Consider the following 14255-nt stretch of genomic DNA (forward strand, 5'->3'; position numbering starts at 1 on the left):
GGGCATGGCAACAATACACCCCCCCAAGGTCGGCCCAAAATTTGGTAGTGCCGCCGCCGGCACCAGCAAGGATATCCAGGCCATCCCTGGGCCCTGGCGCGACGATCATGGTGCGGCGCGGGCGCTTCGCACGCATGGCCGCAGCGCCGAGACCGCCGCGATCCGATCGGCAATGTGGCAGGATCGCAAGCGTGTGCTGATCGATCGGCTGGGCTGGAATCTGCATTCACCCGATGGCTTGCACGAACTGGATCAATATGATGGCGACGACACGCTGTATCTGATCGTCCACCAGGCGCAAACCGGCCGCCATCTGGGATCGGTGCGGCTGCTGCCCAGCATAGCGCCGCACATGCTGGGCGAGGTGTTTCCGCATCTGTGTGCAGATGGTGTGCCGGTGGGCCGGGACGTTTGGGAAATCACCCGGCTGGTCACCGCGCCGGCGCTGAACCGTGCCGAAGCCTTGCAGGTGCGCCGGCAGCTTTCGGTGGCCTTGTTCGAACATGCGTTGGCGCACGGCATCACCCGCTACACCATGGTCACCCATCTGCCCTGGTTGCCCAGCCTGCTCAGCATCGGCTGGGATGCCGAACCGCTCGGGCTGCCGCATGGTGAGGGCCAGGATGCGATGGCGGCGCTGCAGATATTGGTGAACGCCGACACGCTGGCGCGACTGCGCGGCGCCTGGGATTTGCCCGACGCGGTGTTGCCGCAACGGGCCAACTGAGATCGACACGGTGCGTGCAGCAGCGTTTTGACCCTGCGCTGCTCATGCCCATGTCGAGGGTGCCCCGGTTCCTTGCCCTGATCTGCAAACGGCCCTCCCCGTCTGCTGGATGCGGGCGGGGCCGGGGCACTCATCCTGCGAACTCAAGGCGATGATCGCGGCCGATCTGCTGGCCGTCTGGCATGTGGCGCTTGGCGAAGTGCTGCTGTTGGTGGCGATCATCGTGGCGATCAATGGCCTGGATGATCTGGCGATCGATCTGATCTGGCTGTTCATGCCAGCCGCCGCGCGCGCCGGCCGGGTGAAGCCTGCCCCGCAGCTGGGGCCGCCGCCGGCCTTTGCCATTTTGATCCCGGCCTGGGACGAATCGGCGGTGATTGGCGCCATGCTGCGGCGGTTGCTGGCCGGGCTGGATTGGCCGGATGTGCGGGTGTTCGTTGGCCTTTATCCCAATGATCCGGCCGGCATCGCCGCAGTGGCTGCGGTGGCCGCTGCGCGGGTGCAGGCGGTGATTGGTCCGCTGCCGGGGCCGACCACCAAGGCCGATTGCCTGAATGGCCTGTGGCAAGCGCTGTGCGCCGATGAGGTCGCGTGCGGCCGGCGCTTTGCCGGGGTGGTGCTGCACGATGCCGAAGATGTGGTGCATGGGGCCGAACTGGCGGTGTTCGCGCGCCATCTGCCCGGCCGCGCCATGGTGCAATTGCCGGTGATCCCGCTGGTGGACGAAGCCAGCCCGTTGATATCCGGGCATTACATCGATGAATTCGCCGAAAGCCACGCCAAGGATCTGCTGGTGCGGCAATGGCTGGGCGCCGGCCTGCCTTCGGCCGGGGTCGGCGTGGTCTTCTGCCGGGAACTTCTGGGCCGGATTGCAGCACAGCGCGGCGGGCCGGTGTTCGATGCCGACAGCCTGACCGAGGATTATGAACTGGGCCAGCGCCTGCACGCCGGCGGCGGGCGCGGCGTGCTGGTATGGGAATGGGCTGGCGGTGCCCCCATTGCCACCGCCGAACATTTCCCGGCGGATTTCCGCAGCGCGGTGAAGCAGAAATCGCGCTGGCTGGTCGGCATCGCGCTCGCCGGCTGGGATCGGCTGGGCTGGCAGGGCGGGGCGGTGCAGCGCTGGATGTTGCTGCGCGATCGCAAGGCACCGCTGATGGCGCTGGTCACGCTGGCGGCCTATGGGCTGGCGTTGCTGCTGGCGCTGGATACGGCGCTGCGCATGGCCTGGCCGGCGGCGGCGCAGCTGCCGGTGGCAGCGGGTGGGCCATTGTTGTGGCTGTTGTGGATCAACTGGCTGCTCCTGGTGTGGCGGCTGGCGATGCGCGCCTGGTTCACCTTCCGGTTGCACGGCCCGGTGGAGGCGTTGCTGGCCACCCCGCGCGCCGCGGTGGGCAATCTGATCAATGCCGCAGCGGCGGTGCGCGCGATTCGCATCTATGCTGCGGCCCTGCGCGCCGGCCGCCAGCCGCGCTGGGACAAGACGGTGCATCGTTTCCCCGGCGCGGCGTGACCGGCAGCGCCGCGGCAATCAGCAGGGCGGCGCGGCGCGGGCGGCCGTTCCGCGCCCTGGCCTTGTTGTTGGCGCTGTTCATGGTGTGGCTGGGCTGGCGCTGGCCGGTGATCGGCGCGCGGATGGGCGAGGTGGCGGCGTTGCTGGTGCCGCAACGTCCACCGGCGGTTGTTCGGGTGGCAGCGGTCAGCAGGATTTCAGCGCCTGGGCAAGAGGCTTTGCGCGTCAGACGACTTGACGCTGTCGGGCGCAGGCTTGTCCCCCGGCCACAGCAACCCCAAACCGCGCTGCGGATCGAACTCACCACAGAGCAGCCCGCCGCGCCGCCGCCTCCCGCTGCATCTGTCGCGCCGGCATTGGCCGCGCCCATTCAGCCCCAGAACACCGCCGCCTTTCGCCTCGCGCAATCCGCCTATGATCGGCTGCGCGCCGGCCAGCGCCGGCAGGCCGCCGCGCTGTTCGATGCGGCTCTCAGCCTTGCTGACAACCGCCAGTGGCAGGCCGACCGCGCCGCGCTGGGCCGGCGCTGGCAGATTGGCGGCTTCGCATTGCTGCGTGATGGCGGCGGCGCCAAGGACCTTTCGATTCCGGCTGCCAGCCCGGCATTGGGCGGCGGCCAGATGGGCGGCAGCATCGCCTTTTTGCCTGATCCCCATGCGCAGCGGCCCTTGGCGCTGGTGGCGCGCGCCAATGTCGCCGCTGATCCCGCCGGCGTGCGCGCCGATACTGCCCAGGCCGCCGTCGGCCTACGCCAGACGCTGGCGCCCGGCGTCTCGCTCAGCGTCGAACGCCTGATCGCGATTGGCAGCGCAACGCGCGGCGATTGGACCCTGCGCCTTGCCGCCGGCGGCACGCATGGGTGGTTCAGCGGTTATGGCGAAGCCGGCGTGCTCGGCCGCGGCCAGGCCTATGCCGGTGCGCAGGCGAGCGCGCGCCTGTTGCGCATCGGCCCCGCAATGCTGAGCGCCGGCACCTGGGCCAGCCTGCAAACCGGCGCGCCCGATGTGTGGCGGGTCGATGTTGGCCCCTCGATCAATGCGCAGGTGAAGGGCGTGCGACTGCAAGCGGATTGGCGGCAGCGCGTGGCCGGCAATGCCGCGCCCGGCAGCGGTCCGGCGGTAACGATCTCGGCGGGGTTCTGATTGCTGCGCCCGGTTGTTTCGCAGCCCGGCATTGCCATATGCTCACCCCATGGAAAGCATTGCATTCGATCTGCGCCAGACGCAGCGCCAACCGCTGGCCGACGCCCATGTCGCCGAGATCAAGGCCGCCGGGCAACGGCGCCGCTATGCCGCCGGCACCATGATCGCCGGCCTAGGCGATCCAGTCGATCGCTTCATGCTGCTGGAATCCGGCGAGGTCGAGGTGGTGGACAGCCTGACCGGGCTGCGCAAGCTGCCCTCCACGCTCGGCCCCGGCCAGTTCATGGCGGAAATCGCCTTCCTGTCAGGCGGGCGCTGGTCCCTGCCGATGCGCGCCGCGCAAGACACAGTGCTGATCGAAGTGCCGCGCGAAACCATGCTCGGCCTGATGAGCCGGGTGCCCGAAATGTCGGACATCATCATCGGCGTGCTGGCGGCGCGGCGGCGGCGGCAGATCGAGGAAGGCGATGGCGCGCTGCGCCTGTTCGGTGAGGATGAAAGCCTGACCGTGCGCCGTGTCGCCGAATTCGCCGCGCGCAACCGCATCCCCTATCGCAGCCTGCCGCTGGAAGAGGGCGCGGCGCCGGCGGTGATCTTTGGTGCGGATCAGATCATCGCTGATCCCACCCCGGCCAAGGTGGCGCGATTGCTGGGCCTCGATATCAGTCTTGATGCCGAACAGATGGTCGATGTGCTGATCGTCGGCGGCGGCCCGGCCGGGGTGGCGGCGGCGGTCTATGCCGGGTCCGAAGGCCTGGCGGCGCTGGTGGTGGAGGATCTCGCCATCGGCGGCCAAGCCGGCACCTCCAGCCGGATCGAGAATTACATGGGCTTTCCCACCGGCATTTCGGGCGCCGATCTGGTGTGGCGCGGCGAGGTACAGGCAATGAAATTCGGCACGCGCTTTGCGGTGCCGCTGCGCGCTACCGGCATCTCAAAGCGCGAGGACGGCAGCTTCTGCGTGACGTTTGACGATGGCCAATCGGTGTGCGCCCGCGCCGTGGTGGTGGCGACCGGCGTGCAGTATCGCCGCCTGCCGCTGGCCCGCCTGGAAGAATTCGAAGGCAATGGCGTCTATTACGCCGCCACCGAGAATGAGGCGCGTTACTGCCGCAGCAGCGAAGCGGTGATCGTCGGCGGCGGCAACAGCGCCGGCCAGGCCGCGATGTTCCTCAGCCGCCATGCGGCCCATGTGCATGTGGTGGTGCGCGGCGGCGATCTGGCGGCATCGATGTCGAGCTATCTGCTCAATCGCCTGGAGGCCGATCCGGCGATCACCATCCATTATCATAGCGAAGTCACCGCGCTGGCCGGCGATGACCGGCTGCAAAGCCTGACGCTGACGAACCGCCAGACCGGCGAAGCCCAAAGCATCGCCTGCCGATCGCTGTTCATCATGGTCGGCGCCGCGCCCAACACTGCCTGGCTCGGCGATCTGGTGACGCTGGATGCGAAGGGCTATATCTGCACCGGCACCGACGTCGAAGCCCTTGGGGGCCACCCCAATTCGCCTTATGAAACATCATGTTCCGGCATTTTCGCCGTCGGCGACGTGCGCGGCGCATCGGTCAAGCGCGTGGCGTCGGCAGTGGGCGAGGGATCGGTGGTGATCAGCCATGTCTATCGGCATGTGCGGCCGGAGGGGTGAGGGGGATTGGCCCTCAGCGCTTCGTGGCAAACCAGATGACGTGCGCAGCCCCCTTGCCATTTTCGCGCGCCCGCACCCGCACCGTCTCGACCGCCAGCCCGGTGCGCCCCAGCAGGCGCTCGAACGCCGGGTCGGGCGCGGCTGACCAGACGGCGAGCACACCGCCGGGGCGCAGCGCGCGTTTCGCATCGGCCAGGCCCTGCTTGCTGTAGATCCCGTCATTGGCTTCGCGCGTCAGCCCGTCCGGCCCGTTGTCGACATCGAGCAATATCGCATCATAGGCCGCCGTCGCCTGCCCGATCGTTTCCGCCACGTCGCCCATGGTCAGCGTCACGCGCGGGTCAACCAGGCAGCCATCGGTCACCGCCGCCATGGGCCCGCGCGCCCATTCGATAATCCCCGGCACCAGTTCAACGACCGTCACCCGCGCGTCCGCCGCCAGCCGGCCCAGCACGGCGCGCAGCGTGAAGCCCATGCCATAGCCGCCGATCAGCATGTGCGGCTTGGGGCCACAAGCCAGCCGGTCGCACGCCATAAGCCCGAGCGCCACTTCGGAGCCATGCTGCCTCGTGCTCATCAATTCGTTGCGGTCCAGCACGATCATGAAATCGCCGCCGCGCTGGAACAGCCGCAGCGGCGCCCCGCCGGGCACGTCGGCCACGCCGATGAGTTCACGCGGCGTCACGGCCAAGCGCTCACAGATTGTCGTTCGCGATCCGCCGGCGTTCCGCCAGCTTGCGCAGCAGGGCGCGGGTGCGCAGTTGGCCGAGGAGGTCGTTGACCAGCGCGATGCCCTGTTCGGCCATGTCGAGCGCCTTGGCCTCGCCCACATGCCCGGCGGTGTGTTCGAGGAACAGCCGCAGTTCCTGCGTCGTCACCCAATCGATCAGCACATTGTACAGCCGCATCTGGCCGCCATCGAAGCCGAGTTCGGGGGTGAAGCCGATCTCGTCCAGCCGCTGCACGGTGCGCAGGATGGCGGCGTCGCGGGCGCTGATCGTGCCATCGTCGGCAACCGTTATGGTCAGATCGGCCAGATGGTCGTGTCCATCGTGTTCCGGCAGCGCCAGATCGGCGACCGCCACACGCGCCGGGCCTGCGGCCTCCAGGCGCTGGGCGAGCAGCGCGTCGAGCATCGGGAAGGCTTCGGGCAGCAGCCAGCGGTCACCCCAGAGGCCACTTTCACCGGCTTCCAGCAGCGTGCGGATGACGGCCAGGGGCAGGAATCGCTCTTCCTGCAGGCGCTTGATGGCCTTCAGCCGGGCGACATGTTCATCGGAATAGCGCGCACTGTTGCGGCTGGCCTTGTCGGGCTCCGGCAGCAGGCCTTCGCGGATATAGTAGCGGATGGTTTCGCGGCCGACTCCGCTGGCCTTTTCAAGATCGCGCATGCGCATATGCGGGCCTTAGCGCATCCCGGCCCGCCATGCTAACCCCACAGGTAATGGAGTCGTTCGCCCGCCTGCTCGATGCGCTGCTCTACACGCGGTCGCGCAATGCCAAGCTGCGGCTGATCGCCGATTGGCTGCTGGCAACGCCCGATCCCGATCGCGGCTGGGGGCTGGCGGCCTTGACCGGCACGCTCGATCTGAAGGCGGTGCAGCCCAGCTTGCTCAAGGCGTTGATGGCGCAGCGGGTGGACCCAACCTTGTTTGCGCTGAGTCATGATTTCGTCGGCGACATGGCCGAAACAATCTCGCTGTTGTGGCCTGACGCGCCGGGCGACAAGCCGCCGCCGCCCACGCTGGGCGAGGTGGTCGGGCAGCTCTCAGGCTTGGGCCGTGCAGCGGCGCCCGCCGTGGTGACGGCGCTGCTCGATCGGCTGGATGTGCAGGGCCGCTATGCGCTGATCAAGCTGGCCACTGGCGCCCTGCGCGTCGGCGTGTCGGCGCGGCTGGCGAAGACCGGCTTTGCGCAAGGCTTCGGCCTGGATGTGGAGGCTGTGGAGGAGGTGTGGCACGGGCTCAGTCCGCCGTTTGCGGCGCTGTTTGCCTGGGGCACTGGCAAGGCCGCGCAACCGACCGCTGGCGATGTGCCGGTGTTCCGGCCGTTCATGCTGGCGGGCCCGTTGGACGAGGGCGAGCGGCTCGATCTGGAAACCCATGTCGCGGAGTGGAAGTGGGACGGCATCCGCGTGCAGATCGTCCATGCCGGCGGTGTGACGCGCTTGTTCAGCCGTACCGGCGATGATGTGTCGGGCGCCTTTCCCGATGTCGCCGGCGCGCTGAACCTGCCGGCGGCGCTGGATGGCGAATTGCTGGTGCGCGGGGAGGGCCAGGCTGACAGCATCGCGGCATCTGGCAGCTTCAACGCCTTGCAGCAACGGCTGGGCCGCAAGGCGCCGCCGGCCAAGCTGATGGCGGAACGGCCGGCGTTCATCCGCGTCTATGATCTCTTGAGCGTGGGCGGGGAGGATCTGCGCGCGCAGCCTTGGGCTATGCGCCGGGCGCGGCTGGAGGCGCTGATGCCAGCGCTCGATCCGGCGCGGTTCGAACTGTCGCCGTTGGTGGTGGCGGCGGATTGGGACACGCTGGCCGCCTTGCGCGATGCGGCGCGCGATGCGGCGATCGAGGGCCTGATGCTGAAACGCCGCGATGCGCCCTATGTCGCCGGCCGGCGTGGCGGCCTGTGGTACAAATGGAAACGCAGCGCGCTCACCGCCGATTGCGTGCTGATGTATGCGCAGCGCGGCCATGGCAAGCGATCGAGCCTGTACAGCGACTATAGCTTCGGCTGCTGGACCGACGATGGCCAGTTGCTCCCCGTTGGCAAGGCCTATAGCGGCTTCACCGATGCGGAGCTGGCGATGCTCGACAAGTTCGTTCGCGGGCACACGGTGGCGAAGTTCGGCCCGGTGCGCGAGGTCGAAAAATCGCTGGTGCTGGAAGTGGCGTTCGACAGCATCCATGCGTCGAGCCGGCACAAATCCGGCCTGGCCATGCGCTTCCCGCGGATTTCGCGCATCCGCACCGACAAGCCGGCGGCGGAGGCCGACATGATTGCCACGCTGTTGAAGCTGGCGACCTGAGCGCCTAGGCTGCGAAGATGCTCATCGCCACCTTCAACATCAACGGCACCAACGCCCGCCTGCCGCGCCTGCTGGAATGGCTGGAGGCCGCCAGGCCCGATGTCGCCTGCCTGCAGGAGATCAAGACGGTTTCGGAGAATTTCCCGGTCGATGAGCTGAAGGCGGCTGGCTACCACTGTTTGGTACACGGCCAGAAAGGCTTCAACGGCGTCGCCATATTGTCGCGTGAGCCGGCCACCGAAGTGCAGCGCGGCCTGCCCGGCGATGATGCGGATGAACAGTCGCGTTATCTTGAGGCCGAGGTGATGGGCGTGCGGGTGGCGAGTATTTACCTACCCAACGGCAATCCGCAGCCGGGGCCGAAGTTCGACTATAAATTGGCCTGGATGCGGCGGCTGAACGCGCATGCCCATGGTTTGCTGGCCCTTGCGCAGCCGGTGGTGCTGGCCGGCGATTACAATGTGATACCGAACGATGATGATATCTGGGATCCGCGTCGCATGGCCGATGATGCGCTGATGCAACCCGAATCGCGCGCCGCCTATCGCGAACTGCTCTGGCAGGGCTGGACCGATGCGGTGCGCAGCCTGCACCCGAAAGGCGGCATCTGGAGCTTCTGGGATTATCAGGCCGGGGCCTGGCCGCAGGATCATGGCTTTCGCATCGATCACCTGCTGCTGTCGCCGCTGGCGGCGGACCGGCTGGAGGATGCCGGCGTGATGCGCGACGTGCGCGGGCAGGAAAAGGCCAGCGACCACGCGCCGACCTGGGTGCGGCTGCGGGAGGTTTGAGGCCATGGTGCTGATCGTTGGAACCGTGCGCTTGCCGCCTGAAAAGCTGGCGGATGCTCGGCCGATCATGGAACGCATGGTGACAGCCAGCCGCGCCGAGCCGGGCTGCATCCGCTACGCCTATGCCGATGATCTGTTCGATCCCGGACTGATCCACATTTCCGAACTGTGGCACGACCGCGCCGCGCTCGATCGGCATTTTGCCACAGAGCATATCGCGGCATGGCGGGCGGCGTGGCCAGCACTGGGCATCGGGGAACGGAACCTGGTGCTGTATGAAGTCGGGGACGCGCAGCCGGTTTGACGGCGCGCTGGGCGGTCGCTTTCTGACCGGGAGGTGCTAAAACAACGGCTTGGAGGCGCCCCATTTGGACCTGCTTGGTTTCGCCCTTGCCGTGCTGCTGATCGAACTGACGCCGGGGCCGAACATGGCCTGGCTGGCCGGGCTGGCGGCGACCGAAGGCCGGCGCAGCGGGCTGGCGGCGGTGGCAGGCGTGGCGATCGGTTTGTTGGCCAACGGGCTGCTGGCGGCGCTGGGGCTGGCGGCGTTGTTGCAGGCGGCGCCACAATACTGGATCTGGCTGCGTGTGGCCGGGGCGGCGATGATGCTGTGGCTGGCGATCAATGCCTGGCGTGATGCCGGGCAAGCGCCCACGGCGCGGCCGCCAGCCAGCAGCGCCTGGCGCGCCTTTGCCACGGGCGCAACCATCAACCTGCTCAATCCGAAGGCCTATATCTTCTTCGTGGTGGTGGCGCCGCAGTTCATGCCCGCCGCAGAGCTTACCTTGGGGCCAGCGATGATCCTGTCGCTGGTCAGCGCGGCCATTGCCACGGCCATTCATCTGGCCATCGTACTTGCCGGCGCCGGGGCGCGGGCGCTGCTGACGAGTCCGGCGCGCCTGAAGCCTGTCCGGCGCGGCTTTGCGCTGGTGATGCTGGCGATTGCGGTATCGTTTCTGGTGGCCGATCTGTGAGGTCGGCGCTCAGCGGCCTTGCGGCGGCTTTTGCGGCGCCGGTTCCTTCAGCGTCTGATCCAGCCAGTTCTGATCCAGCCGCGGCGCGTCTTCGGCCGGCGCCGCCTCGCCCTCCGTCGGCTGGGTGCCATCGGGGGTGATGCCATAGGATTCGGCGTCCGGCTCCAGCAGCATCGTCTCGTCGGCGAATTCCGTCACCAGCGCTTCGGGCGGGGTGCCGCCGACGGCGCGGGCCATATATTGCGCAAAGGCGCGGGCCGGGGCGCGGCCGCCTGCGAGGCCAGGCACGGCGCGATTGTCATCCCGGCCCATCCATACGCCGGTGGTGAGGCCGGAGGAAAAACCGATGAACCAGCCATCCTTGTTGCTGCTGGTCGTGCCGGTCTTGCCCGCCAGCGGTCGGCCGATCTGCGCCGCCCGCGCCGTGCCCTGTTCGACCGCGGCCTGCATCAACTGCGTCAGTTGCGCGGCCACCACGGGCGCGATCACCTGGCGGGTGTCGCCGGCGGCGCGGCTGAACAGCACGCGGCCGCTGCCGGTGACGACGCGGGTGATGGCATAGGGGGCGTTTTCCTGGCCGCCATTGGCGACGGTCGCATAGGCGTTGGTCATTTCGAACACGGTTGCTACCGAAGCGCCCAGCGCCATCGCCGGCTGCCGATCGATCGGCGTGGAAATGCCGAAGCGCCGCGCCATTTCGGCGACCGTATCGAACCCGACCTGCTCGGCGATCTGCACCGCCACGGTGTTGATCGACAGCGCAAACGCCTGTTTCACCGACACCGGGCCGGCGAAACGGCCATCATTGTTCTTCGGGCTCCAGTTGCCGATGGTGACCGGCTTGTCTTCGTAGATATCGTCTGGCGTGATGCCGGATTCGAGCGCGGCGGCGTAAACGAACATCTTGAATGCCGAACCCGGCTGGCGCCGCGCCGTGATCGCGCGGTTGTAATTGGACCGCACATAATCGGTGCCGCCCACCATCGCCTTCACCGCGCCATCGCGCGCCAACGCCACAAGCGCGCCTTGCGAACCCTTGGGGGCTTCGGCGCGGATGGCGGCTTCGGCCCAGGCCTGCCCTTGCGCGTTCAGCGTGGTTTCAACCGAAAGCGGCTCATTGGCTTCGTCGGTCAGATTTTCGAGCTCGGCGAGCACCCAATCGGTGAAATAGCGCACGCCGGCCACGCGCGCCTGCGGGGTGAAGCGCACCAGCGCCGGATCGGCGGCGCGGGCTTCTTCGGGCGTGATGCGCCCGGCATCGACCATGACGGCGATCACCGTGGCGGCGCGGCGGCGGGCGGCTTCGGCATCGGCCGATGGGGAAAAGCGCGACGGCGCCTTCACCAGCCCGGCGATGATCGCCGCCTCTTCCAGGCTCAAGCGGCGGGCGCTGTGGCCATAGAATTTGCGTGATGCGGCATCGATGCCATAGGCGCCGCCGCCGAAATAGACGCGGTTCAGATAGAGTTCGAGGATGGTTTCCTTGGAGAATTTGCGCTCGATGGCCAGCGCCAGCACCACCTCGCGCAGCTTGCGGGTATATTCCTTCGACGACGTGAGGAACAGGTTGCGCGCCAGCTGCTGGGTGATGGTCGATGCGCCCTGGGCCTTGTTGCCGCGCATGGTGTTGACCACGAATGAACGCACGATGCCGATCGGATCGATGCCGGGATGATACCAGTAACGCCGATCCTCAACGGTGAGCATCGCATTGGTCATGGTGGCGGGGATTTCGGGGTAGCTCAGCCATTCGCCATAGCTGGGGCCGATGCTGGCCAGCACGGTGCCGTCGTCGGCCTTGATCTCCACCGATTGGCCGTTGGGGCTGCGCTTCATGTCGTCAAAGCTCGGCAGGTCGCGGTAGGCCAGCGCCACCGCAATGCTGAGCGCGATGACGCAGGCAAGCGCCAACACCAGCCCCCATTTGACGATGGAGCCGAGCAGCAGGGATTTCGGGCGGGCGGATCGGGGGGGCACGGGCAGTGTATTATCCATCAAATACGGCAGCTATGGGGCGCTGCAGGCGTTCAAGCACAGGCGGGGCAGGCCGGATCCTTGGGCAAGGATATGCTGCGGAACCGGCCGGCGCGGGCATCGAACAACAACAATGAACCGGCGCTTGACGGCGCATATCCCGATAGTTCGCGAATGGCTTCCAGCGCCATCAGGCTGCCGATCACGCCGGTGAGTGCGCCGATCACACCGGTGGCGGCGCAGTTGCGGTCCGGCTGATCCTGTGGCGAACCGACGAAGCAGCGGTAGCAGGGCAGGGCGGGATCATGCCCTTTGAACAGCGCCACCTGGCCATCATAAGGCCCGACCGCGCCCGACAGCAGCGGCACTTGGCAAGCCAGCGCCGTATCGGCCACCAACAACCGCGTCGCGAAACTGTCACAGCCATCGATGATCAGATCATGGCCGGCGAGCAGCGCGTCGGCATTGTCGGCATCGAGGCGCAGCGGCACCGCAACGGTTTCGATGTTCGGGTTGAGCGTGTGCAGATGCGTGGCGGCGGTCACGGCCTTCATGCTGCCGGCATCGGCGGTGGTGAACAGGATCTGGCGCTGCAGATTGGACAGCGCGACTTCATCATCATCGATGATGGTCAGCCGGCCGACTCCGGCGGCCGCGAGATAGAGCAGGCAGGGCGAGCCCAACCCGCCGGCGCCGACGACCACAACCCGCGCGCGGGCCAGCGCCGCCTGGCCGCGTCCGCCGAATTCGGGCAGCACGAGGTGGCGGGCGTAGCGTTCAAGCTCGTCGTCGGAAAAATTCACGTGGAGAGGCCCGTCGAGCCAAAGCCGCCCGTGCCGCGCGTCGTGTCGTCCAGCGCTTCAACCTGCACCAGCGCGGCGCGGGTGACGGCGGCGGGCACGAGTTGGCAGATGCGCATGCCGCGCTCGATGGCGAACGGCTCGTTGCCGAGATTGATCAGCAGCGCCTTCACTTCGCCGCGATAGTCACTGTCGATGGTGCCGGGACTGTTGGGCACGGTGATGCCAGCTTTAAGCGCCAGGCCGGAGCGTGGGCGCACCTGCACTTCATAGCCTTCGGGAATGGCCATGCAGAAGCCCAGCGGCACCGGGAAGCGTGCGCCGGGCGCAAGGATATGGGTCTCGGTGACGGCGGCGACCGCGTCCATGCCGGCGGCGCCCGGTGTCGCATAGGCGGGAAGCGGCAGGCCTGCCGCATGCGGCAGGATGGTGATGGGGATGCTGATCATGGCTTGAAATGCGCGGCGATGCGGTGGGCGAGACGGTCGGCCACCGCCTGTTTCGGCGCTGCGCCCCAATCCTCGCTGCCGGCCTGGCTGACGAAATGTACATGGGTGGCGTCTGCGCCGAACACGCCGGCGCTGACATCATTGGCGACGATCCAGTCGGCGCCCTTGCGCGCGCGCTTGGCGGCGGCGCTGGCCAGCAGATCTTCGGTTTCGGCGGCAAAGCCCACCACCAGCGCCGGGCGCTGGGCATGGTGGCCGATGCCGGCAAGGATATCGGGATTTTCCACCATGGTCAGCGTCGGCGGGGCCGCGCTGCCCTTCTTCAATTTCTGGCCAGCGGTCGCGACTCGCCAATCGGCGACGGCGGCGACCATGACGGCAATGTCGGCGGGCAGGGCGGCTTCACAGGCGGCTTGCATCGCGCGCGCGGTCGTCACATCGATGCGGGTGACACCGGCCGGCGTGGCCAGATGCACGGGCCCGGCAACCAGCGTGACCCGCGCGCCCAGCGCTGCCAGCGCGCCGGCGATGGCAAAGCCCTGCTTGCCCGAAGAATGATTGCCGATGAAGCGCACCGGATCGATGGGTTCATGCGTCGGCCCGGCGGTGACCAGCGCATGGCGGCCGGAAAGCGGTTTCGGGCCGAACTGTGCCGCAATCGCCGCCCCGATTTCTGCGACGATCGCCGGCACTTCGGGCAAGCGGCCGGGTCCATATTCGCCGCAGGCCATCTCACCGTCGTCAGGCATCATCACGGTCACGCCATCGCCGCGCAAGGTCGCGATGTTGCGTTGCGTGGCAGGGTGCTGCCACATGCGCACATTCATCGCCGGCACCATCAGCACCGGCGTATCGGTGGCGAGCAGCAGCGTCGCGGCCAGATCATTGGCCTGGCCGGTCGCGGCGCGCGCCAGCAGATCGGCGGTGGCCGGGCAGACGACGATCAGATCGGCAGCGCGGCTGAGCTGGATATGCCCCATCGTGGCTTCATCTTCGAGATCCCACAGGCTGGTGCGCACCTTTTCGCCGGCCAGCGCGCCGAGCGACAGCGGCGTCACGAAGCGCGCGCCATTTTCGGTGAGCACCGGCAGCACGCGGGCCCCGGCGCGGCGCAGTTCACGCACCAGTTCCAGCGCCTTGAATGCGGCAATACCGCCGCCAACGATCAGAAGGATGGTCTTGCCGTGCACGGCTGCGCCCATAGCGCAG

General features: G+C 67.7%; 14 protein-coding genes. 8 read left to right on the top strand and 6 right to left on the bottom strand.

Annotation, left to right across the window (positions count from 1 at the left end; all coding sequences use genetic code 11):
- Positions 1–4 precede the first annotated feature (4 nt).
- From AC6UUM_RS08045 to AC6UUM_RS08060, 4 genes are all read left to right on the top strand, one after another.
- Positions 5–727, top strand: a complete 723-nt coding sequence (locus tag AC6UUM_RS08045; RefSeq protein WP_500804804.1) for an acyl-homoserine-lactone synthase — start codon at positions 5–7, stop codon at positions 725–727.
- A 109-nt stretch (positions 728–836) separates the two neighbouring features.
- Positions 837–2240 carry a glycosyl transferase family protein gene (locus tag AC6UUM_RS08050; RefSeq protein ID WP_500804805.1) on the top strand — a complete coding sequence of 468 codons (1404 nt, stop codon included), beginning with the start codon at positions 837–839 and terminating at the stop codon, positions 2238–2240.
- Positions 2237–3382, top strand: a complete 1146-nt coding sequence (locus AC6UUM_RS08055) for a hypothetical protein (RefSeq protein ID WP_500804806.1) — start codon at positions 2237–2239, stop codon at positions 3380–3382. The genes AC6UUM_RS08050 and AC6UUM_RS08055 overlap by 4 nt, the downstream gene beginning before the upstream one ends.
- A gap of 49 nt (positions 3383–3431) precedes the next feature.
- The gene (locus tag AC6UUM_RS08060) at positions 3432–5030 is read left to right on the top strand and encodes an FAD-dependent oxidoreductase (RefSeq protein ID WP_500804807.1); all 1599 of its coding nucleotides are present in this window, start codon (positions 3432–3434) and stop codon (positions 5028–5030) included.
- A 13-nt stretch (positions 5031–5043) separates the two neighbouring features.
- On the opposite strand, the gene AC6UUM_RS08065 is transcribed toward AC6UUM_RS08060, so the two are convergent.
- Positions 5044–5715 (bottom strand): spermidine synthase, encoded by a 672-nt coding sequence (locus AC6UUM_RS08065; protein WP_500804934.1) that lies wholly within the window; start codon positions 5713–5715, stop codon positions 5044–5046.
- A gap of 10 nt (positions 5716–5725) precedes the next feature.
- Positions 5726–6421: a MerR family transcriptional regulator gene (locus AC6UUM_RS08070; RefSeq protein WP_500804808.1), complete on the bottom strand. Its 696-nt coding sequence runs from the start codon at positions 6419–6421 to the stop codon at positions 5726–5728.
- Between the two features lie 53 nt (positions 6422–6474).
- Here AC6UUM_RS08070 and AC6UUM_RS08075 point away from each other — a divergent pair, with 53 nt between their 5' ends.
- The 4 genes from AC6UUM_RS08075 to AC6UUM_RS08090 all read left to right on the top strand — a co-directional run bounded on the left by AC6UUM_RS08075 (position 6475) and on the right by AC6UUM_RS08090 (position 9823).
- A complete protein-coding gene (locus AC6UUM_RS08075) occupies positions 6475–8058 on the top strand; it encodes a cisplatin damage response ATP-dependent DNA ligase (protein WP_500804809.1) in 1584 nt (527 codons plus the stop codon).
- 17 nt (positions 8059–8075) lie between these two features.
- Positions 8076–8849 carry an exodeoxyribonuclease III gene (xth, locus tag AC6UUM_RS08080; protein WP_500804810.1) on the top strand — a complete coding sequence of 258 codons (774 nt, stop codon included), beginning with the start codon at positions 8076–8078 and terminating at the stop codon, positions 8847–8849.
- A gap of 4 nt (positions 8850–8853) precedes the next feature.
- Positions 8854–9153, top strand: coding sequence for a putative quinol monooxygenase (locus AC6UUM_RS08085; protein WP_500804811.1), 300 nt, complete (start codon positions 8854–8856; stop codon positions 9151–9153).
- A 64-nt stretch (positions 9154–9217) separates the two neighbouring features.
- Positions 9218–9823 carry a LysE family translocator gene (locus AC6UUM_RS08090; protein ID WP_500804812.1) on the top strand — a complete coding sequence of 202 codons (606 nt, stop codon included), beginning with the start codon at positions 9218–9220 and terminating at the stop codon, positions 9821–9823.
- A 9-nt stretch (positions 9824–9832) separates the two neighbouring features.
- Here the strand turns inward: AC6UUM_RS08090 and AC6UUM_RS08095 are convergent, their stop codons facing one another.
- From AC6UUM_RS08095 to coaBC, 4 genes are read right to left on the bottom strand one after another with little or no spacing between them, the layout of a single operon-like run.
- Entirely contained in the window at positions 9833–11818 is a 1986-nt protein-coding gene (locus tag AC6UUM_RS08095) for a transglycosylase domain-containing protein (protein WP_500804813.1), read from the bottom strand.
- A gap of 32 nt (positions 11819–11850) precedes the next feature.
- Complete coding sequence (locus AC6UUM_RS08100) at positions 11851–12600, bottom strand: HesA/MoeB/ThiF family protein (protein ID WP_500804814.1); 750 nt, start codon at positions 12598–12600, stop codon at positions 11851–11853.
- Positions 12597–13046 (bottom strand): dUTP diphosphatase, encoded by a 450-nt coding sequence (gene dut, locus AC6UUM_RS08105; protein WP_500804815.1) that lies wholly within the window; start codon positions 13044–13046, stop codon positions 12597–12599. Before dut ends, AC6UUM_RS08100 begins: the two co-directional genes overlap by 4 nt.
- A complete protein-coding gene (gene coaBC, locus AC6UUM_RS08110; protein ID WP_500804816.1) occupies positions 13043–14248 on the bottom strand; it encodes a bifunctional phosphopantothenoylcysteine decarboxylase/phosphopantothenate--cysteine ligase CoaBC in 1206 nt (401 codons plus the stop codon). The genes dut and coaBC overlap by 4 nt, the downstream gene beginning before the upstream one ends.
- Between the last annotated feature and the right edge of the window lie 7 nt (positions 14249–14255).

Source organism: Sandarakinorhabdus sp., from assembly GCF_987265915.1.

Excerpts from the sequence above, each read along its gene's own strand:
- AC6UUM_RS08075 (WP_500804809.1), top strand. The coding sequence starts at position 6,475 with ATGGAGTCGTTCGCCCGCCTGCTCGATGCGCTGCTCTACACGCGGTCG.
- xth (WP_500804810.1), top strand. The coding sequence starts at position 8,076 with ATGCTCATCGCCACCTTCAACATCAACGGCACCAACGCCCGCCTGCCG.
- AC6UUM_RS08070 (WP_500804808.1), bottom strand. The coding sequence starts at position 6,421 with ATGCGCGATCTTGAAAAGGCCAGCGGAGTCGGCCGCGAAACCATCCGC.
- AC6UUM_RS08085 (WP_500804811.1), top strand. The coding sequence starts at position 8,854 with ATGGTGCTGATCGTTGGAACCGTGCGCTTGCCGCCTGAAAAGCTGGCG.
- AC6UUM_RS08060 (WP_500804807.1), top strand. The coding sequence starts at position 3,432 with ATGGAAAGCATTGCATTCGATCTGCGCCAGACGCAGCGCCAACCGCTG.
- coaBC (WP_500804816.1), bottom strand. The coding sequence starts at position 14,248 with ATGGGCGCAGCCGTGCACGGCAAGACCATCCTTCTGATCGTTGGCGGC.
- AC6UUM_RS08045 (WP_500804804.1), top strand. The coding sequence starts at position 5 with ATGGCAACAATACACCCCCCCAAGGTCGGCCCAAAATTTGGTAGTGCC.
- AC6UUM_RS08095 (WP_500804813.1), bottom strand. The coding sequence starts at position 11,818 with ATGGATAATACACTGCCCGTGCCCCCCCGATCCGCCCGCCCGAAATCC.
- dut (WP_500804815.1), bottom strand. The coding sequence starts at position 13,046 with ATGATCAGCATCCCCATCACCATCCTGCCGCATGCGGCAGGCCTGCCG.
- AC6UUM_RS08050 (WP_500804805.1), top strand. The coding sequence starts at position 837 with ATGCGGGCGGGGCCGGGGCACTCATCCTGCGAACTCAAGGCGATGATC.